This window comes from Acidimicrobiales bacterium, from assembly GCA_034521975.1.
Classification (GTDB): domain Bacteria; phylum Actinomycetota; class Acidimicrobiia; order Acidimicrobiales; family SKKL01; genus SKKL01.
The window spans coordinates 341,232-358,917 of record JAXHLR010000003.1 but is presented as its reverse complement, the minus strand read 5'-3'; the positions used below and the strand labels follow the sequence as shown (position 1 = coordinate 358,917).

General features: G+C 68.6%; 15 protein-coding genes. 5 read left to right on the top strand and 10 right to left on the bottom strand.

Annotated features, from left to right (window positions below; all coding sequences use genetic code 11):
- Nucleotides 1–11: 11 nt before the first annotated feature.
- Nucleotides 12–533, bottom strand: a complete 522-nt coding sequence (locus U5K29_03845) for a hypothetical protein (GenBank protein MDZ7677667.1) — start codon at nt 531–533, stop codon at nt 12–14.
- 156 nt (nt 534–689) lie between these two features.
- Between U5K29_03845 and U5K29_03840 the strand changes: the two genes are divergently transcribed.
- Nucleotides 690–1,577 (top strand): MGMT family protein, encoded by an 888-nt coding sequence (locus U5K29_03840; GenBank protein MDZ7677666.1) that lies wholly within the window; start codon nt 690–692, stop codon nt 1,575–1,577.
- Nucleotides 1,578–1,768: 191 nt separating this feature from the next.
- Entirely contained in the window at nt 1,769–3,559 is a 1,791-nt protein-coding gene (locus U5K29_03835) for a hypothetical protein (GenBank protein MDZ7677665.1), read from the top strand.
- Here the strand turns inward: U5K29_03835 and U5K29_03830 are convergent.
- Entirely contained in the window at nt 3,498–4,205 is a 708-nt protein-coding gene (locus U5K29_03830) for a TetR/AcrR family transcriptional regulator (protein MDZ7677664.1), read from the bottom strand. The genes U5K29_03835 and U5K29_03830 overlap by 62 nt on opposite strands.
- A gap of 166 nt (nt 4,206–4,371) precedes the next feature.
- Here U5K29_03830 and U5K29_03825 point away from each other — a divergent pair, with 166 nt between their 5' ends.
- The gene (locus U5K29_03825) at nt 4,372–5,574 is read left to right on the top strand and encodes an acyl-CoA dehydrogenase family protein (GenBank protein ID MDZ7677663.1); all 1,203 of its coding nucleotides are present in this window, start codon (nt 4,372–4,374) and stop codon (nt 5,572–5,574) included.
- A gap of 7 nt (nt 5,575–5,581) precedes the next feature.
- Here the strand turns inward: U5K29_03825 and U5K29_03820 are convergent, their stop codons facing one another.
- Complete coding sequence (locus U5K29_03820) at nt 5,582–7,819, bottom strand: heavy metal translocating P-type ATPase (protein ID MDZ7677662.1); 2,238 nt, start codon at nt 7,817–7,819, stop codon at nt 5,582–5,584.
- Nucleotides 7,820–7,905: 86 nt separating this feature from the next.
- Here U5K29_03820 and U5K29_03815 point away from each other — a divergent pair, with 86 nt between their 5' ends.
- Nucleotides 7,906–8,190 carry a metal-sensitive transcriptional regulator gene (locus U5K29_03815; GenBank protein MDZ7677661.1) on the top strand — a complete coding sequence of 95 codons (285 nt, stop codon included), beginning with the start codon at nt 7,906–7,908 and terminating at the stop codon, nt 8,188–8,190.
- Nucleotides 8,191–8,275: 85 nt separating this feature from the next.
- Nucleotides 8,276–9,007: a glycosyltransferase gene (locus tag U5K29_03810; GenBank protein ID MDZ7677660.1), complete on the top strand. Its 732-nt coding sequence runs from the start codon at nt 8,276–8,278 to the stop codon at nt 9,005–9,007.
- A 101-nt stretch (nt 9,008–9,108) separates the two neighbouring features.
- Here the strand turns inward: U5K29_03810 and U5K29_03805 are convergent, their stop codons facing one another.
- From U5K29_03805 to U5K29_03775, 7 genes are all read right to left on the bottom strand, one after another.
- Nucleotides 9,109–10,467, bottom strand: a complete 1,359-nt coding sequence (locus U5K29_03805; GenBank protein ID MDZ7677659.1) for an ABC transporter substrate-binding protein — start codon at nt 10,465–10,467, stop codon at nt 9,109–9,111.
- A 54-nt stretch (nt 10,468–10,521) separates the two neighbouring features.
- Nucleotides 10,522–11,670 (bottom strand): branched-chain amino acid ABC transporter permease, encoded by a 1,149-nt coding sequence (locus tag U5K29_03800; GenBank protein ID MDZ7677658.1) that lies wholly within the window; start codon nt 11,668–11,670, stop codon nt 10,522–10,524.
- Nucleotides 11,670–12,599: a branched-chain amino acid ABC transporter permease gene (locus U5K29_03795; GenBank protein MDZ7677657.1), complete on the bottom strand. Its 930-nt coding sequence runs from the start codon at nt 12,597–12,599 to the stop codon at nt 11,670–11,672. The genes U5K29_03800 and U5K29_03795 overlap by 1 nt, the downstream gene beginning before the upstream one ends.
- A complete protein-coding gene (locus U5K29_03790; protein ID MDZ7677656.1) occupies nt 12,596–14,428 on the bottom strand; it encodes an AMP-binding protein in 1,833 nt (610 codons plus the stop codon). Before U5K29_03790 ends, U5K29_03795 begins: the two co-directional genes overlap by 4 nt.
- Nucleotides 14,425–15,240, bottom strand: a complete 816-nt coding sequence (locus U5K29_03785; GenBank protein MDZ7677655.1) for an ABC transporter ATP-binding protein — start codon at nt 15,238–15,240, stop codon at nt 14,425–14,427. The genes U5K29_03790 and U5K29_03785 overlap by 4 nt, the downstream gene beginning before the upstream one ends.
- A complete protein-coding gene (locus U5K29_03780; protein ID MDZ7677654.1) occupies nt 15,237–16,058 on the bottom strand; it encodes an ABC transporter ATP-binding protein in 822 nt (273 codons plus the stop codon). Before U5K29_03780 ends, U5K29_03785 begins: the two co-directional genes overlap by 4 nt.
- Before the next feature lie 244 nt (nt 16,059–16,302).
- Nucleotides 16,303–17,589 (bottom strand): acyl-CoA dehydrogenase family protein, encoded by a 1,287-nt coding sequence (locus U5K29_03775; protein ID MDZ7677653.1) that lies wholly within the window; start codon nt 17,587–17,589, stop codon nt 16,303–16,305.
- Between the last annotated feature and the right edge of the window lie 97 nt (nt 17,590–17,686).

Genomic DNA, 17,686 nt, shown 5'->3' with positions numbered 1-17,686 from the left:
GTCCGGGGCGCTCAGGTCTCCTCGTCGCTCGGCGGCACGGCCGACGCGTCGGGAGCGGGGCTGGCCGCGGCGGTGGGGGTCTCGTTTCCGGTGTCGCCGCCGGACCCGCCGTGGAGCAGGCCCAGGCGGTCGAGATGGCGATGGACGTCCTTGATGCCAAGGCCGATGAGGATGAAGACGATGCCCATGGCCACCGCCATCGCCGCCACGCCGTAGGCCACGATCGAGGTGAACAGCGACGCCCGTAGGAACGAGGCGTTCATCGCCGTGTCGCGGAGGGGATCTTCGCGGTCGAGCTCGGCATAGGTGAGGCCACCGGTGGATTCGAGGGCGTGCTTGTCGATGATGTCGGCCTGGCACCAGGCGGTGAACGGACCCCGCACGTCCCAGCCGCCCAGACAACCGTCGTCGGGGATCGTGATGTTCTGCTCATCGAGCTCGACGGTGACCAGCACGATCGTCGCCAGCCCCGCCACGATGAAGATCGAGCCGAGCACGATCGAAACGATCGAGGTCACCTTGCGCATATCCATTGCCACCCTCCAGGATCGTCGTCGACAGCGCGGTTGCCACCAGCACGCTAGACGATGATGCAGCCAAGATGACGGCCATCTGTCGAGGAGGTCCCCCGAAGTCGACCATCCGGAGTGGGAGGAGCGCGCTCGACGTCGTCCTGCAACAGTGGTGTCGTGGCCGAGCGGGAGAGCTTCGAGGAGGCGGTCGACCGGGTGCTCCGAGGACTCGAGCCCGGCGATCTGGTCACCTACGGCGAGGTGGCCGACGAGGCCGGCTTTCCCCGTCGGGCCCGAGCGGTGGGCCGGGTGCTGGCAGGAAGCGACGGCCGGTACCCGTGGTGGCGGGTCGTGACGAGCACAGGCCGCCTGGTCCCCGGTCTGGAGCTCACGCACGCCCGCAAGCTCATCGCCGAGGGCCACACGGTCGAGGACGGACGGGTGCGGCCGCGTCCACGTCCCGAGGAGGAGCGCTTCGGCCGCGACTACTTCGACCACTGGTACCGAGCCGAGGGGTTCGGCTCGCCGGCCCGCCTCCGCCGCAAGGTCGACTACGCCATCGCCGCCACCGAGTACCTGCTCGAGCGCCCGGTGCGCTCGGTGCTCGACGTCGGCTGCGGGGAGGGCGAGTGGCAACCGGCGCTGGCCCGCCGGCGCTCGGCTGCCACCTACCTCGGCGTGGATCCGAGCCGCTACGCCGTCGACCGGTTCGGTTCCCGCCGCAATCTGCGCTTGGGGCGCCTCGGCGACCTCGACCGGGTGCTGCCCGAGTGGGAGGGCCCCTTCGATCTGATCGCCTGTGTCGACGTGCTCGGCTACGCATCCGATCGCGAGGTGCAGCGGGGTCTCGGGGCCATCGCCGAGAACCTGGGCGGGGTGGCACTGATCGAGACCTACACCACCGACGACGACATCGTGGGCGACACCGAGCACTTCCGGTGGCGACGGACCTCGACCTACGAGCGGTGGTTCGACGCGGCCGGCCTGCACCGGGTGGGGCCACACCTCTATGTGGGCGAGGCGTTGCTGCCCACCCTCGTCAGCTTCGAACGACCCTCGAGCTGAGGACCGGTCACCAGCATCGACGATGTCGACGCACTGGTACGGGTCGCCGACCGCGCCATGTACGAGGCCAAGCACTCGGGCAAGAACCAGGTGAGCACCGGCACGGCGTGAGGACCGAGCGAGACACCCTGGGTGGCCCCTTGATCACGCGAACGAGCCGAGTACCCTGGAGCGACATCCGGGAGGGGACCATGGCCGATCAGGCACCCGTGTTGGGACGTGTCACCGGGACCGACACGCCCCCACCACCCATCGAGCGGGACGACGCCGCTCCACCACCAGCAGGCCGGCGTTTCGTGTTCCCCGCGGCGGTCCGGCATGCGGTGATCGCCTACGCCGCGCTCGGCGTTCCCCTCGTTGTCGTGGGACTGTGGGCACCCCTCCCGTCGCATCAGTACCTCCGGGCCATGTTCGGGCTGCACCTGGCGATGCTCGGACCGGGGGCACTGCTCGCCGCCGTAGCCGCCGTCCGAGCTCCGGCCAAGGACCGAGTCGTGCGCTTCCTGTGGGCCGGGACCATCGGTGTCGGTCTCGTCGTGGTGGCGAACGCGTTCGCCAGGATCGGGCCCGACACCCCGCCCCCAAGCATGGTGCGGGCGCTGATCCCGGTGCTCATCGCACTCGGTCTGCTCCTCGTGGCCAACACCTTGATGCTGCGGGCCCGATCGGGCCAGCGGGCGGCGCTGGTCGATGCCGTCGACCTCGTCATGGCCACCGTCGCCGTGAGCGTTCCCTTCGGGCTGGCGTTCGGGAACACGATCCTGACCTCACCGGTCCCGTGGTTCAGCGTCTCGGCCGCGATGTGGGCGGTCCTGGCCTGCCACGGCACCCTGGTGGCCCTGGTCATCCGGACACTCGTGGCTCCGGGTCACCGCCTGGTCGCCGATCTGGGGATCGCCTTCGGCGCCGCGGTGATCCTCAGCTCGACCGCCCAGGTGGTGCTCGGGGTGCACGACTTCGAGCTGCCCGCAGGACCGTTCCTCGCCTCGCACGCCGTTGCCTTGGCGGCGGCACTGATCTTCTTCGCCTTCACGACCAAGGACGCCTCGCCGGGGCTCGAACGACTCCCGGTCGGCGGACAGGTCCGTCGGAGCTCGGTCATCGCCATGGTGGTGCTCGGCTCGATCCCCATCACCGCCGCCATCGCCTGGTCACAACGCGACGTCGACTGGGTTCCCGCCACCGCGCTCGTGGCGGGCCTGGGGCTGCTCGCGCTCTCGAGCGTGCGCCACCTGCTCGCAGCCCGCGAAGCCATCCGGCTCCACGAACTGGTCGAGCAGAGTGCCGCACAGCGTGGGCGACTCCTGTCCGAGGTGATGGCACACATCGACCTCGACCGGCACCGGGCCGCCACCCACCTCCACCGACAGGCCGCCTCCCTGTACACCGCCATGGCCTCGTTCACCTCCGCGATCGACCACACGGCCGAGACCGACACCCCCGGCGCGGTGAGCTTCGCCGTCGAGCGGCTCCGTCGAGACCTCGGCCAGCGGGCCGACGGCTTCCGGCGCATCGCCGAAGCGATCAAGCCGCTCGAGCCAGGACATGCCGAGGCCCGGCGACTCGCGGTGCCGATGAGGGCCTACCTCGAGAACCTGTGCGGTGACGGTCCACGACCCGACCTCCAGGTCGACATCGACCCAGAGCTCACCCTCGACTGGACCACCGAGGCGGTCGTGCTCCGGATCGCTCAGGAGGCCACGCTCGACGCGCTCTGGACGGCCGGGGCCACGGCGGTCCACATCGCGGTGACCGCTGATCACGAAGCCATCCATCTCGAGATCACCGACAACGGCAGCCGCATCGACCCCTCGATCCCGATCCTCACCACGCTGAGGTCGCTGGCGGTGTTCATGGGTGGCGAGCTCACGATCGTCGACGAACCCACCGCCGGTCGGGTCGTCTCCACCGTCATCCCGTTCACCATGCGAGCCGTCGAGGAACCACGGATACCGTCACTGCGCCTGGTGGACGACACCTGACCAGGGTGTCGGTCAGGTCCGGTCGAACGCGGCGGTGGCGAAGTGGCAGCTCACCGACCACGCGACCTCCGGGATCGACCTCGCCACCGAGCGCAAGCTCGATGTTCGCCAGCACGCAACCGAGGATGCCGCTGCTGCTCGCGGTGAGCTCCTCTCCACCGGCACCGGTCTCGGCGACCAGACCGGCGATCTCAGAGCTCAGCAGACCACGAGCGGCAGCCGCGGTCGCCTCGACGGCCGGCTCGCCCGACGCCCAGACGTCGCGGAACAAGAAGCGGTAGGCGTCAGGCTCCTCCTGGAAGAACGCGAACATCGAGGCGATGAGGTGCTCCATGCGCCTGACCGCAGAGAACGGCACGCTCGCGGCGTAGCGCAACCGGCCGTGCAGCTCGTCGATCAGATCCTCGGTGACGGCGACGAACAGGTCGACCCTTCCGTTGGGGAAGTAGCGGTAGATCGACCCGCGGGAGATGTGGCCGGCGGCGGCCACCTCGGCCAGGCCCGCACCCGCGTAGCCGGTCTCGAGGAAGACGCCTCTCGCGGCCTTGACGATCTCCGCCCGGCGGTCGCTGGGACGAAGACGCCGACCCGGGGGGGTGACCGAGGGACCGTGGTCGATGTTCGCCGCCGCCTTCTCCGTTGCCATGGTCGCAGCCTCGGGGTCGGGTGCTGGTGATACTGACAGATCGATGATCACCTCACACCTTACTGACACCCGAGGGGGATTCCCAGGAACATCTGGGCTGCACCGACACCGCGTTCGGGTGCTAGAACTGTGCGACCGAGCTCAGCGAGTCTCCGGGGGGAAGACGATGGGTGTCGACACTGGCTCTGACGAACAGCTGCGCCGCGAGGTGCGCGACTGGCTCGACCAACACGGCATGGACGAGGTTCGCGGGATCTCGCCGATGATGTGGGGCGGCGGCCGCTCGCCCGAGAAGCAGGAGTGGGAAACGCGCCTGCTGGAGGGGCGCTGGATCTGCTCGCACTGGCCCGAGGAGTACGGCGGCCGCGGCCTCGACAGCTTCCAGAACGCGATCGTGGCCGACGAGTTCGCGGCGGCCGGGTACCCGCGGGTCACCCGCGGTATGGGCGAGTCGCTGGTGTCGCCCGCGATCATCGTGCACGGCACCGACGAGCAGAAGCAGGCGTTCCTGCCCCGCATCCTCGACGGCACCGACCGGTACTGCCAGGGCTTCTCCGAGCCCGGCGCCGGATCCGACCTGGCCGGGTTGCAGACCCGTGGCGTGATCGACGGCGACGAGGTGACCGTCACCGGCCAGAAGGTATGGACCTCCGGGGCGCAGTTCGCCACCATGATGTTCTGCCTCGCCCGCACCGACCCCGATGCACCCAAGCACCAGGGGATCTCCTACATCCTGATCCCCATGGCCGACAACGGCTTCGACATCAGGACCCTGCGACAGATGACCGGCGGCAGCGGGTTCAGCGAGGTGTTCATCGACGGCGCCCGGGCCCCGCTGTTCAACGTGATCGGAGGTGTGAACAACGGGTGGCGGGTGGCCAACACCACCCTGGGCAACGAGCGGCGCGGCGGGAGCAACCGCCACGTCGGGTTCATGCGCAGCTGGCAGCGGGTGGTCGATGAGGCCCGCGAGAACGGCAAGCTCACCGATCCGACGGTGCGCCAGCAGCTCGCCTGGGCCTACACCAAGATCGAGATCATCCGCTACCAGGCCGAACGGATGAACGAACTGGCGGCCGCCGGTCTCGAACCCGGGCCCGAGGCCTCCATCGGCAAGATGCTGTGGTCCGAGTACGCCCGCCGCTTCGGCGAGATCGCGATGGACGTCGCCGGGATGGATTCGCTGATCCGTCCCGACGGGGAGGGCTACCGCCAGAACGAGTGGATGGGCATGTTCCTCGGGGCCCGTTCTGGCACCATCTGGGGCGGCACCGCCGAGGTGCAGCGCAACATCGTCGGCGAACGTGCCCTCGGACTGCCCAAGGAGCCCGACGACGCGGCACGCAAGGCCGCCCCGACGACCGGGTGAGCGGCGGCTACCGGGGCCGGAAGCGGCGTAGACGCAACGAGTTCGCCACCACGCTGACCGACGAGAACGCCATCGCGGCACCGGCGATCATGGGATCGAGCAGACCGGCGGCAGCCACCGGGATCGCCAGGGTGTTGTAGCCGAAGGCCCAGAACAGGTTCGCCACGATGGTGCGGTAGGTGCGGCGCGACAGTGCGATCGCGGTGACCACACCTTCGAGGTCGCCGCGCATCAGGGTCAGGTCGGACGACTCGATGGCCACATCGGTGCCGGTGCCGATGGCGATGCCGAGGTCGGCCTGGACCAGCGCCGGCGCGTCGTTGACCCCGTCGCCCACCATGGCCACCACGTGACCGTCCGCCTGGAGCCGGGCGACCTCGGCCTGCTTGTCCTCGGGCAGCACCTCGGCGAGCACCCGGTCGATGCCGACCGAGTCGGCGATCGCCTGGGCGGTGCGGGCGTTGTCACCGGTGATCATCGCCACCTCGAGCCCCAGGGCGTGGAGCTGGTCGACCGTTGCGACCGCACCGTCCTTGAGGGTGTCCGCCACCGCGAGCACCCCACGAACCTCACCGTCCCACCCGGCGAACACGGCGGTGCGGCCCTCGCCTTCGAGCTCGTCGGCGGCGGCCTCGAGCGCGGAGGGGAGCGCCATGCCGGCGTCGAGGAGCAGGCTGCGCCGGCCGACCAGCACGGTGGCGTCGCCGACGGCCGCGCGGATGCCGTGGCCAGCGAGCGCCTCGAGCTCGGCGACGACCGGCAGCGCCCCGATCCGCTCGCGGGCCCCGGCGGCGATGGCCTGGCCGATCGGATGCTCGCTGTCGGCCTCGACCGCTCCCGCTCGCAGGAGGAGGTCGCGCTCGTCGCAACCCGGGGCCGGGACCACGTCGGTGAGGGTCATCTCTCCCCGGGTGAGGGTTCCGGTCTTGTCGAAGACGACCATGGTGACCCGTCGTGTCTGCTCCAGGACCTCGACCGACTTGATGAGGATGCCGAGCTGGGCCCCTCGGCCGGTACCGACCATGACGGCCATGGGTGTCGCCAGACCAAGGGCGCAGGGACAGGCGATGATGAGCACCGCCACCGACGCGGTGATCCCGTCGGCCACGTCGCCGCGAACCACGCCCCAGAACCCGAAGGTCAGCAGTCCGAGGCCGAGCACCGTCGGGACGAACACCGCCGAGATGCGATCCGCCAGACGCTGAGCACCGGACTTGCCGGTCTGGGCCTCCTCCACCAGTCGCACGATCTGGGCGAGCGCGGTCTCGCTCCCGACCGCCGTCGCCTCGATGGTGAGCACGCCGGAGGTGTTGATGGTGGCGCCGGCGACGGTCGCTCCCGGGAGCTTGTCGACCGGGACCGACTCGCCGGTGAGCATCGACTCGTCGACCGCGCTCGCTCCGTCGGTCACCACACCATCGACCGGGACCTTCTCACCCGGCCGCACCCGCACGACGTCGCCGACCACGACCTGGTCGACCGGCACCATGAGTTCACGCCCGTCGCGCACCACCCTGGCTTCCTTGGCACCCATCTCCAGCAGGGCGCGGATGGCCTGACCGGCCCGCCCCTTGGCCCGTGCTTCGAGATAGCGACCGAGGCTGATGAAGGTGATGATGACGACCGCGGCCTCGAAGTAGAGGTCGTGGCCGCCGACCGCGAGCTCGCGGAGACTGAACAGGTACGCCGACAGGGTCCCCATGGCGATGAGGGTGTCCATGTTCGCCGTCAGGTGGCGGGCGCGTCGGACCGCTCCGGTGAGGTACGGCCACCCCACCCAGAACTGGACCGGGGTCGCCACCGCCAGCATCGACCAGCGCAACCACGCCTGGTGCATGGCCTGGTCGTCGACGAGGTCATAGACCATGGTGGCGACCATGAACAGCGCGGCCGGCAGCGCCCACGCCACCCGCTTGCCCCACAGCTGACGCTGCTGGGCCTCGTCGGCCGGTACACCGTCGAGGTCGCCCGTGACCGACCCGTCGTGCCCAGGTGTCTCCGACACGACGTGGTAGCCCGCCTTCTCGATGGCGTCGTGCAGCTGGTCGAGATCGATGGCGTCGACCGCGGTGACCCGTGCCTTGCCGGTGGCGAAGTTGACGTCGGCCGAGCCCACACCCGCCTGACGCTCGAGCGCCCGCTGGACGCGAGCGGCACAGGATCCACACGTCATGCCCTCGACGTTGAGGTCGATCCGCTCGTCGTCGGTGGTCTGTCCGCTCACGTCTCCGGATGTCGTCGACACAGCTTGGCCTCCTTCCGCCCTTCCTGTGATATACCCTACCGGGGTATAATGCAAGACCAGGGGGCGAGACCACGGGAGGAACACGCATGCGCGGCTACACGATCAGTAAGGACGACTACCTCCGCCGATTGCGGCGGATCGAGGGCCAGGTCCGCGGGTTGCAACGCATGATCGAGGAGGACACCTACTGCATCGACGTCCTGACCCAGGTCAGTGCCACCACCAGGGCGCTCGAAGGCGTGGCGCTCGGCCTGCTCGACGAGCACATCCGTCACTGCGTGGCCAACGCCACCCGCGACGAGGATGCCGCCACCGCCGACGCCATGATCACCGAGGCCACCCGTGCCATCGAACGGCTGGTCAAGAGCTGACCCCGAAGCCACCAACTCCCCGGGCCAGGCCGACGGGCACTACCGTCTCCAGCACCGTGGGAGCGAACCGGAAGCACGACGACCCATGACCACACCGTCCGGACCCTGGCCGCTGACGGTCGTCGTGCCGACGCGCAACGAGGCCGAGAACGTCGAGCCCCTCCTCGCCCGCATGCCTGCGGTCGACAAGGTGGTCTTCGTCGACGACAGCGACGACGACACCGCTGAGGTCATCGCCCTGGCGGCCGCCGACGCTCCGGGCAAGGTCGAGCTGCTCCACCGACCCTTGGGGCACCGACAGGGAGGACTCTCGGGGGCGGTCGTCGCCGGTCTCGATCAGGTCGAGTCACCGTGGATGTGTGTCATGGACGGCGATCTCCAGCACCCACCCGAGGTCATCGACAAGATCATGCAGGTCGCCACCGACGACGTCGACCTCATCGTGGCCAGCCGCAAGAACTGGGACAGCATCAACGAGGGGCTGGGACCGCTCCGCAGCTTCGTGTCATGGGTGTTCGGCAGGGTCGCGGTGGTGCTCCTCCGCTCGCGCATCGGCACCTGCTCCGACCCGCTCAGTGGGTTCTTCGCCGTGCGCACCCGTGCCCTCGATCCCACCGCCCTCAACCCCACCGGGTTCAAGATCCTGCTCGAGATCCTCGTCACCCACCCGCACCTGCGCCGCGCCGAGGTCGGGTTCGCCTTCGCCCGACGCGGCGCCGGCGAGAGCAACGGTTCGGTGCGCGAAGCCGCCCGGTACCTGCGTCACGTGGTGCGCCTGCGCCGCCGCCTCCGCACCGAGGCCCGCCGCTCGGCCTGAGCCCGAACGCGACGAGGGGACGGAGCGCCAACAGCACCCCGCCCCTCGTCGGACCGATCAGCTCGGGCAGCAACCCGATGGGTCACGCCACGTCGGATGCCTCACTCGAAGGTGAAGTCCCCGACGTAGTCGGCCTCGTAGTCACGCTCGACCAGGTCGAGGCCCATCGGCGAATCGGGGTCCGGCCGGAAGAACGACGAGCTGGTCGGCGGCTGGCGCTCGTCGGCAGGACCGTACTCGTAGTCGCCGAACACCCCGTCGAAGGACAGGGTGCCGACGTTCTCCATCGCGTCCACCATGCCGTCACGGGACAGGTCGCCTCGAGCGACCGCTTCCTCGAGGATCTGGTGCATCGCCATGGCCTGCAGGTACCCGAAGTTGAAGTACAGGTCGGGCTCCTGCTCGGGAGCGTAGGTCTCCTTGATCCTCACCAGCTCGGCCATGCCCGGAACCGACTCGTCGCCGTAGTTCGTGCCCTCGGAGGCGAGGAAGAAGTTCTCCTGGAGGTATTCGAACCCGGCGAAGAGACCCAGCCAGCTGGGGGACTGACCCAGCACCGTCGGGTTGTAGTCGGTGTTCTCGGTGAGCACCGTGTTCAGCGGCGCCGTGTCGGTCGGGGTGGCGACGAAGAAGATCACGTCGCAGTCCCCGCCCTCCAGCTGGCCGATCTGGGACTCGAAGGTCTGGGCGGGACGGGTCGGCGACGGGGCCGGGTACTCGGCCTGGACGGCGATGTCGATGCCGAGGTTGTCGGCCGCGAACTCGACACCGGCGACACCGGTGTCGCCGTACTCGTCGTCCGACGCCAGGGTGCACAGCACCTGACCCTCGTTCTCGGGCTGGCTGAAGTACCAGTCGACGGCGTTGATCGCCTGCACCTGGTAGGGGCCACCGATCGGCATGAGGTTGGGCTCGCGGATCCACGCCGAGTCGAGCGACGCGGGGCCGGCGATGACGTTGTCCTCGATGAGATCGGGGAGTAGGGCGTTGACCACCGGCGTGCCGAGGATCTGGACGAACGCCACGACGTCGTCGCTGATGGCGGCGTAGCGCTGACCCGCGGTCGTGGGGTCATAGGCCGAGTCCTCGACGACCAGCTCGACCGGGTACTGCCCGGCGATCCCACCGAGCTCCTCGTTCAGGTAGTCGACATAGGCCTGGTTGCCGGCGGTGAGCGGGTTGCCGATGACCGCAACCGTCCCCGACGTCGGGGTCAGCACGCCGAGCCGGATGGTCTCGCCGTCGAACCCCGGTGCCGGCTCGGGGTCTCCCGGCGGCTCGGTGTCGTCGGTGTCATCGGTGTCGTCGGTGTCGTCACCGTTGTCGGCGGTGTCGGTCGGGGTGTCGTCGTCGGGCGGTGCCGCGTCGCCGTCATCGTCGTCGCGGCCGCCACAGGCGCCGAGCACCAGCATCGACGCCAGGAACACGGCCAAGAGCCGCCTCCATCGCTTCTGCATCATGTGTCTCCCTCCATGGTCATCATGGGTGTTGGGGTTGGGAACGGGTGAAACGGATCAGTACGAGAACGGCCAGGTGAGGAACCAGGCTTTGGCCCTGAACCACAGCGCGGCCAGGCCTCGGGGTTCGAAGAGCAGGAACCCGACGATGAAGGCACCGAAGAGGATCGCGTTGAGCTCGCCGACGCTCAGCCAGCCGGCGTCGGTGGGGCCGGTGCTCACGAGCGGGCCGAGCCAGTCCGAGCGGCTGTTCTGGTTGATCAGCTCCTCGGAGCCGACCACGAAGATCGAACCGACGATGGCCCCGAAGATCGTGCCGACCCCGCCGATGATGATGATCGCCACATAGGTGATCGACAGGAACAGGCCGAAGTCGTCGGCACCGGCGAAGCGGATCTGGAGCGCGCTGAGCACCCCGGCGACACACGCGAACGCGCTCGACCAGGCGAAGGCGCCGACCTTGGTGCGGGCGAGGTCGACGCCGATGATCTCGGCCGACAGGTCGCGGTCGCGTACCGCCTGCATCGCACGACCCATCCGGCTACGCACCAGGTTCTTGGCCAACAGCGCAGTGAGCGCCACCAGCGCCCACACCAGGAAGAACATGCTCTGCTCGCGGCTGTAGGTGGTGCCGAACAGCTCGAGCCCGCTGAAGTCGAGCGGTCCGATCGACATGTCGGCACCGCGGATCTGGGTGCCACGGTTGCCGCCGGTGACGCTGGTCCAGTTGTTGAAGATGTGGCGCCCCAGGAAGATGAGACCGAGGGTGACGATGACCAGATAGTGACCCCGCAGCCGCAGGGCGAAGGGGCCGATGACCACGCCGAGCCCGACCCCGATGAGCGCGGCCGCCGGCACATACACCAGGAACGGCCAACCCAGTTCCGCACCCAGGTACGCGGCGGTGTAGCTGCCGACCCCGATGAAGAACGCGTGGCCGAGGCTGACCTGGCCCGTGTAGCCGGTGAGCAGGTTGAGCCCGATCGCCCCGATGGCGAAGATACCGATGGTGGACAGGGTGCGCAGCCCCGCGTCGCTCACCTGCTGGCTGGGGAGCCAGAGGTAGAGGAACGCCAACAGGACGAGTCCGATGCGCGCCCACCGGTCGGGGAAGATCCGCAGGTCGTCGCGATAGTCGAGCACCAGGTTCCGGGAGGGACGCCCGCCCGACGGACCCCGACCGAACGGGGCGAGGACAGCTCGCATCAGACCCTCCTCACCTCGGGTGTCCCGAACAGGCCGTAGGGGCGCACCATCAAGATGATGATCATCACCACGTAGGGCACCACGATCTCGGGGCTGCGACCGGCCCACTCCATGTACTCGGGGGCCAGCAGCTGGGTGAGCTGTTGGACCAGCCCGATGATGATCCCACCGAGGACCGCCCCGAGCGGCGAGTCCATACCGCCGAGGATCATGGCAGGGAACGCGGCGAGCGCCAGAAGACCCAGTCCCGGTTGGAGGCTGCCGGTCCCGGTGGCGAAGGTGGTGCCGGCCAGGGCCGCGACCAATCCGGCGATGCCCCAGGTGACCCGGTAGACGGTCCGGGCGCTGATCCCCTGGGCGAGTGCCGCCTCGGGATCCATGGCGGTGGCCCGCATGGCCAGGCCCATCGACGAGTAGCGGAAGAACAGCAGGAACCCGCAGAGGACCACACCGGTGAAGCCCATGGCCCACAGGTCGCGGTGTGGGATCTGGATCCCGCCGGCCTCGACCACGCTACCGGTCCAGGGGTCGCCGAGATCGAGGTTGGCGGCCCCCCAGACGGCCGTGACGAGGTTGTCGATGATGAACAACAGGCCGATGGTCACCATGATCACGGTGAAGGGCGCCTCGCCCACGAGGCGTCGCAGCACGATCGCCTCGAGGACGATGCCCAGGAGGAACCCGAACACCATCGACAGGACGATCGACAGGTAGAAGTTGAGCTCCCAGGTCTGGAAGAACTGGTAGGTCATGTAGGCCCCCACCAGAACGAAGGCCCCGTTGGCGAAGTTGATCACCCCGGTGGCCCGGAACACCACAACGAAGCCGAGCGCGATCAGCGCGTACTTCGATCCGAGCGCGAGTCCACCGATGAGGTTCTGGACCAGATCGGTCCCGGTCACCGCCAACACTGGCGCGAGGGCGCTCACCGGTACATGCCCTCGATCAGCTCGGAGAAGTCGGTCTCGATCGCCCGGCGCTTCACCTTCTGGGTGGCGGTCACCTCACCATCCTCCTGGTCGAGCTCCTTGGGCAACAGGTCGAACGCCTTGATCGTCTCGACCTGGGCGAGCTCGGCGTTCACCTTCTCGACCCAGTCGGCGATGAGCTCCTTCACCTCGGGCTTGGTGGTGAGGTCGTGGTAGGTGGTGAAGGGGATGCGTCGACGGGTCGCCCAGTCGCCGACGGTGTCGAGCTCGATGCCGATGAGGGCGGTGAGGTACTTGCGCTGATCGCCGATGACGATCGCTTCGCGCACATAGGGCGAGGTCTTCAGCTTGTTCTCGATCTCGGACGGGCTGATGTTCTTGCCGCCGGCGGTGATGATGATGTCCTTCTTGCGATCGGTGATGCGGAGGAACCCGTCCTCGTCGAGCTCACCGATGTCGCCGGTGTGCAACCAACCCTCGGAATCGATGGTCTCGGCGGTGGCCTCGGGGTTGCGGTAGTAGCCGAGGAAGGTGCCCGGTCCGCGGGTGAGGATCTCACCGTCGTCGGCGATGCGCAGCTCGCACTCGGGAACCGGGGTCCCGACCATGCCGATGCGCACGTCGCCGTCGGGGATGATCGTGGCCTGGGCGGTGTTCTCGGTCTGTCCGTAGGCCTCACGGACCGGCACCCCCATCGCCCAGAAGAACTCGAGCACCTGCGACGAGATCGGCGCCGCACCGGACAGTGCCCCGCGCACGCGACTCATGCCGATCTTGGAGCGGAGGCTCCGGTAGAGGAAGATCCAGCCGAGGAAGTAGAGGACGCCGTCGGTCCAGGCGAGCTTCTTGCTGGTCCAGCGGCGGCGGGCGATGCGGGCACCGACCGACATCCACATGTCGTAGTTCTTGCGCTTGAGCCACCCGGCGTCGCCCATCTTGATCTGGATGAGCGCCATGAGCTTCTCCCACACCCGGGGAACCCCGAGGAAGAACGTCGGCTGCACCTCGGCCAGGTCCTGGGCGAAGGTCTCGGTGTTCTCCCCGAAGTTGACGACGTACCCGTTGGTGACCGCGTTGACCACCGAGATCAGCCGCTCGGCGATGTGGCACAGCGGCAGGTAGGACAGCACCTCGTCGTCCTCGCTGACCTCGAAGGCGGTGCCGGTGCCGCGTGCAGCGGCCATGAGGTTGTCGTGGCTGATCATCGCACCCTTGGGTGGGCCCGTGGTGCCCGAGGTGTAGACGATGATGGCGCACTGCCCCGGATCGAGCGCGGTGACCGCAGCGGTGAAGTCGTCCTGCTGGCCAGCGCCCATCGCCTCGAGGTCGTCGAGTGTCATCAGCCAGTCGTCGGACATGTCGAGCCCGCGCGGGTCCTTGACGACCACCTTGCGGAGGTCGGTCAGCTTCTCGCGCGCGGCGAGCACCTTGTCGACCTGTTCCTCGTCCTCGGCGATGAGCACGACCGATCCCGAGTGCGACAGCAGGTACTCGACCTCGGATTCGGGGCTGGTCGGGTAGATGCCGACCGAGATCGCGCCCACCCCCTGGATCCCCATGTCGGCGATGACCCAGGCCGGGCGGTTGTTGCTGTGGATCGCGACGCGATCGCCGGGCTCGACGCCGAGCGCTCGCAGACCCATGCCGACCGCAGCGGCCCGATCGGCGTACTCGGTCCAGGTGTAGGACCGCCACAGCCCGAGGTGCTTCTTGCGCAGCGCCGTGCGGGCGGGCTCGGCGGCGGCACGCGCCTGCAGGTGCCCCGGCAGCGTTGACGCGGTGGGAGCACCGCTCGAAGGAGTCGATGGGGCCGTGTCGAGCACACTCATTCGCTTCCTCCCAGGTAGGCCTCGATCACTTGCGGGTCGTTCTGGACTGCGTCGGGGGTGCCGGTCACGAGCGCGCTGCCGAAGTCGAGGGCCATGACCCGGTCGGCGATGTCCATCACGAAGGGCATGTCGTGTTCGACCAGGATCATGGAGAGCCCCAGGCGTCGACGGATGTCGAGGATGTAGCGGGCCATATCCTCGGTCTCCTCGTGGTTCATGCCCGCCACCGGCTCGTCGAGCAGCAGCACCTTGGGTTCCATGGCCAGGGCCCGACCGAGCTCGATGCGCTTCTGGATGCCGTAGGGCAACAGCCCGGCGGACGACCTTCGGAACGGCGTGAGCTCGAGGAGGTCGATGATCTCCTCGACCGCGGCGCGGTGACGAAGCTCGTCGCGCTTGGCGCGTCCCCACCAGAGCGCGCCGGATACGAACCCGGTCCGCATCAGGTGGTGACGTCCGAGCAAGAGGTTGTCGACGACGTCGAGGTGCTCGAACAACCCGAGGTTCTGGAACGTACGGCCGACACCCAGCCGAGCCGTGTGCTGGGGCTTCTGGCCGACCAGCTCGACACCGTCGAGCAGGATGGTTCCCCGCTGGGGCTCATAGACCGCCGAGAGGCAGTTGAAGATCGATGTCTTGCCCGCCCCGTTGGGACCGATCACCGCGAAGAGCTCACCGTCGAGCACGTCGAAGCTCACATCGGAGAGCGCGGTCACCCCACCGAAGCGCAGGGTGAGGTCCCGCACCTGCAACAGGACCCTCTGGTCGGTGTCCGGCTCGGTGGTGGCGGTGGTGTCCGGAGCGTGGCTCACGACCCCCATGACTTCCTCCGGCGGTAGGTCTTGACGTCGCGGAACGAGCGTCGGCCGGACTCACCGGCGCCGAGGTAGAACTCGCGGATGTCCTTGTCGGCGAGCAACTCCTGTCCGGGCCCATCCTTCACCACCCGTCCGTGTTCGAGGACGTAGCCGTGGTGGGCGATCCGCAGAGCCATGGTGGCGTTCTGCTCGACCAGCAGCACCGAGGTGCCCTGCTCGTTGACGTGCAGGATGATGTCGCGGATCTGGTCGACGATCTTGGGAGCGAGCCCGAGGCTGGGCTCGTCGAGCAGCAACAGGTCGGGCGAGGCCATGAGCGCCCGTCCGATGGCGAGCATCTGCTGCTCGCCACCCGACAGGTAGCCGGCGGTGGAGCGCAGCCGGTCGGCGAGAAGGGGAAACAGCTCGAGTACCCGCTCGCGGCTCGACTCGATGGCGGACCGATCGCGGGCCGCCATCGCCCCGGTGCGGAGGTTCTCGTCGACGGTGAGCTCGGCGAAGATGCGGCGGCCCTCCATGACCTGGGCGAGTCCCGCCTTCACCCGTGCGGCGGCGGCGGCCCGGGTGATGTCGTCCCCGAACAGCGAGATGGTGCCCTTGGTGATCCGCCCGTGATGGACGTCGAGCAGGCCGGTGATGGCCCGCAACAAGGTGGTCTTGCCCGCGCCGTTGGCACCGAGGATGGCCACGATCTGGCCCTCCGGCACCGAGAGGCTCACCCCTCGCAGGACCAGGACGACCTCGTTGTAGACGACCTCGACGTTGCTGACCCCGAGTGCGGTCCGGGTCGAGGTGACCGGTGTGTCTGTCATATTGCCCGTGCGCTCCTCGCCGACAGCTGGCTGGTCGTAGCTGCCTCCCCTGCTCGTCACCAGCCGATGGCGGGGTCTCTCATCGGCGATGACCTGGGCCACAGTAGACGATCTCACGGCCCACCGGCATCCGGCGCCCGCTCGATCGGACCAGACAGTAACAAAGGCCGCCACCGACCGCCGCACTGCGGGCGCGGCAGACGCCACCCGCGGGCCGGCGGAGCCCGCGGGTGACGTGCCGGCGCTACCCCCCGATGAACGCTGCTCGCCGGACCATCCGTTCGGAGAGCTCTCGGTACTCGGGCTCCTTCTCGAAGAGAGCCTCGTATTTCTCCATGGCCCGCTCGCGCTTGTGTGGGATGTACTCGGTCGGCCAGAGGCCCTCGTGGGGCCGGTAGTCCTTCAACACGTTGCGGGCGACGGTGACCTTGTGGACCTCGTCGACGCCGTCCATCACCGACATGGTGGGGGCGTTGGCCCACTGGGCCTGCAACGGCGTGAGGTTGGTGACCCCGAGCGAGCCCATGATGTGGATCGCCCGGTAGGTGACCTCGCGAAGCACCTTGGCCGCGGTGTACTTGGTGGCCGCGATCTGGGTGCGGGCCTCCTGGGTGCTCGAGTTGTCGATGACCCACGCCGTCTCGAGGATCAGCAGCCGCAGCATCTTGATCTGGGCGTAGGAGTCGGCGATCGCCTCCTGGACCATCTGGTGGTCGCCGATCACCTTGCCATGCGCTTCGCGGCTGAGCGCCCGCTCGCACATCATGTCGAAGGCCCGGTGGCACTGCGCGATCGACCGCATGGCGTGGTGGATGCGGCCGCCGCCGAGACGCCGCTGGGCCAGCACCTTGCCCGCGTTCTCGGGCCCGAGCAGGTGGTCGAGGGGCACGCGGACGTTGTCGTAGCGGATGTGGTTGTGCGCCAGTGGGCTGTTGGGCATGAACTCCACGCCGGGAGTCTCCCGGGGCACGATGAAGATGCCGTTCTTGCACATGACGAAGAGGATGTCGGCGGCCCGCCCGGCGCTGGTGAACCACTTCTCGCCGTTGATCACCCACTCGTCGCCGTCGCGCTCGGCGGTCGTGACGAACAGGTCGGGATCGGAGCCGCCCTGGGGCTCGGTCATCGAGTAGGCCGAGCGCATCTCCTGGTTCATGAGCGGGTACAGCCACCGCTGCTTCTGCTCCTCGGTGCCGTAGGCAGCGAGCAGCTCCATGTTCCCCGTGTCGGGCGCGGCGGTGCCGAAGATCGACGGGGCCGAGCCGTAGCGGCCGAGGATCTCGTTGATCAGCGCCAGCTTGAGCTGCCCGAACCCGGGACCGCCCAGGTCCTCGTCGAGGAACAGCGCCCAGAGGCCCTGGTCCTTCACCTGCTGCTTGAGCGGATCGGTCAGTGCCCGCATCTTGGGATCCCGCGAGCGCGCGGCCCCGGGGAAGACCAGGTCGAGCGGCTCGATCTCGTTCTTGCAGAAGTCGGCCACCCAGTCCAGCTTCTCCTGGAACTCGGGCTCGGTGGAGAAGTCCCACGCCATCGTTCGCTGCCCCCTCGACGTCGCCTCGACGCCCCCTCGTGTTCGTACGACCGCACTGTAGGTGGATGCAACTGCACCGCGCAACGGGTGCGTGCCA

Coding starts and splice junctions, on each gene's coding strand:
- U5K29_03835 (MDZ7677665.1), top strand. CDS start 1,769: ATGGCCGATCAGGCACCCGTGTTGGGACGTGTCACCGGGACCGACACG.
- U5K29_03775 (MDZ7677653.1), bottom strand. CDS start 17,589: ATGGCGTGGGACTTCTCCACCGAGCCCGAGTTCCAGGAGAAGCTGGAC.
- U5K29_03810 (MDZ7677660.1), top strand. CDS start 8,276: ATGACCACACCGTCCGGACCCTGGCCGCTGACGGTCGTCGTGCCGACG.
- U5K29_03780 (MDZ7677654.1), bottom strand. CDS start 16,058: ATGACAGACACACCGGTCACCTCGACCCGGACCGCACTCGGGGTCAGC.
- U5K29_03790 (MDZ7677656.1), bottom strand. CDS start 14,428: ATGAGTGTGCTCGACACGGCCCCATCGACTCCTTCGAGCGGTGCTCCC.
- U5K29_03815 (MDZ7677661.1), top strand. CDS start 7,906: ATGCGCGGCTACACGATCAGTAAGGACGACTACCTCCGCCGATTGCGG.
- U5K29_03805 (MDZ7677659.1), bottom strand. CDS start 10,467: ATGATGCAGAAGCGATGGAGGCGGCTCTTGGCCGTGTTCCTGGCGTCG.
- U5K29_03825 (MDZ7677663.1), top strand. CDS start 4,372: ATGGGTGTCGACACTGGCTCTGACGAACAGCTGCGCCGCGAGGTGCGC.
- U5K29_03800 (MDZ7677658.1), bottom strand. CDS start 11,670: ATGCGAGCTGTCCTCGCCCCGTTCGGTCGGGGTCCGTCGGGCGGGCGT.
- U5K29_03845 (MDZ7677667.1), bottom strand. CDS start 533: ATGGATATGCGCAAGGTGACCTCGATCGTTTCGATCGTGCTCGGCTCG.
- U5K29_03830 (MDZ7677664.1), bottom strand. CDS start 4,205: ATGGCAACGGAGAAGGCGGCGGCGAACATCGACCACGGTCCCTCGGTC.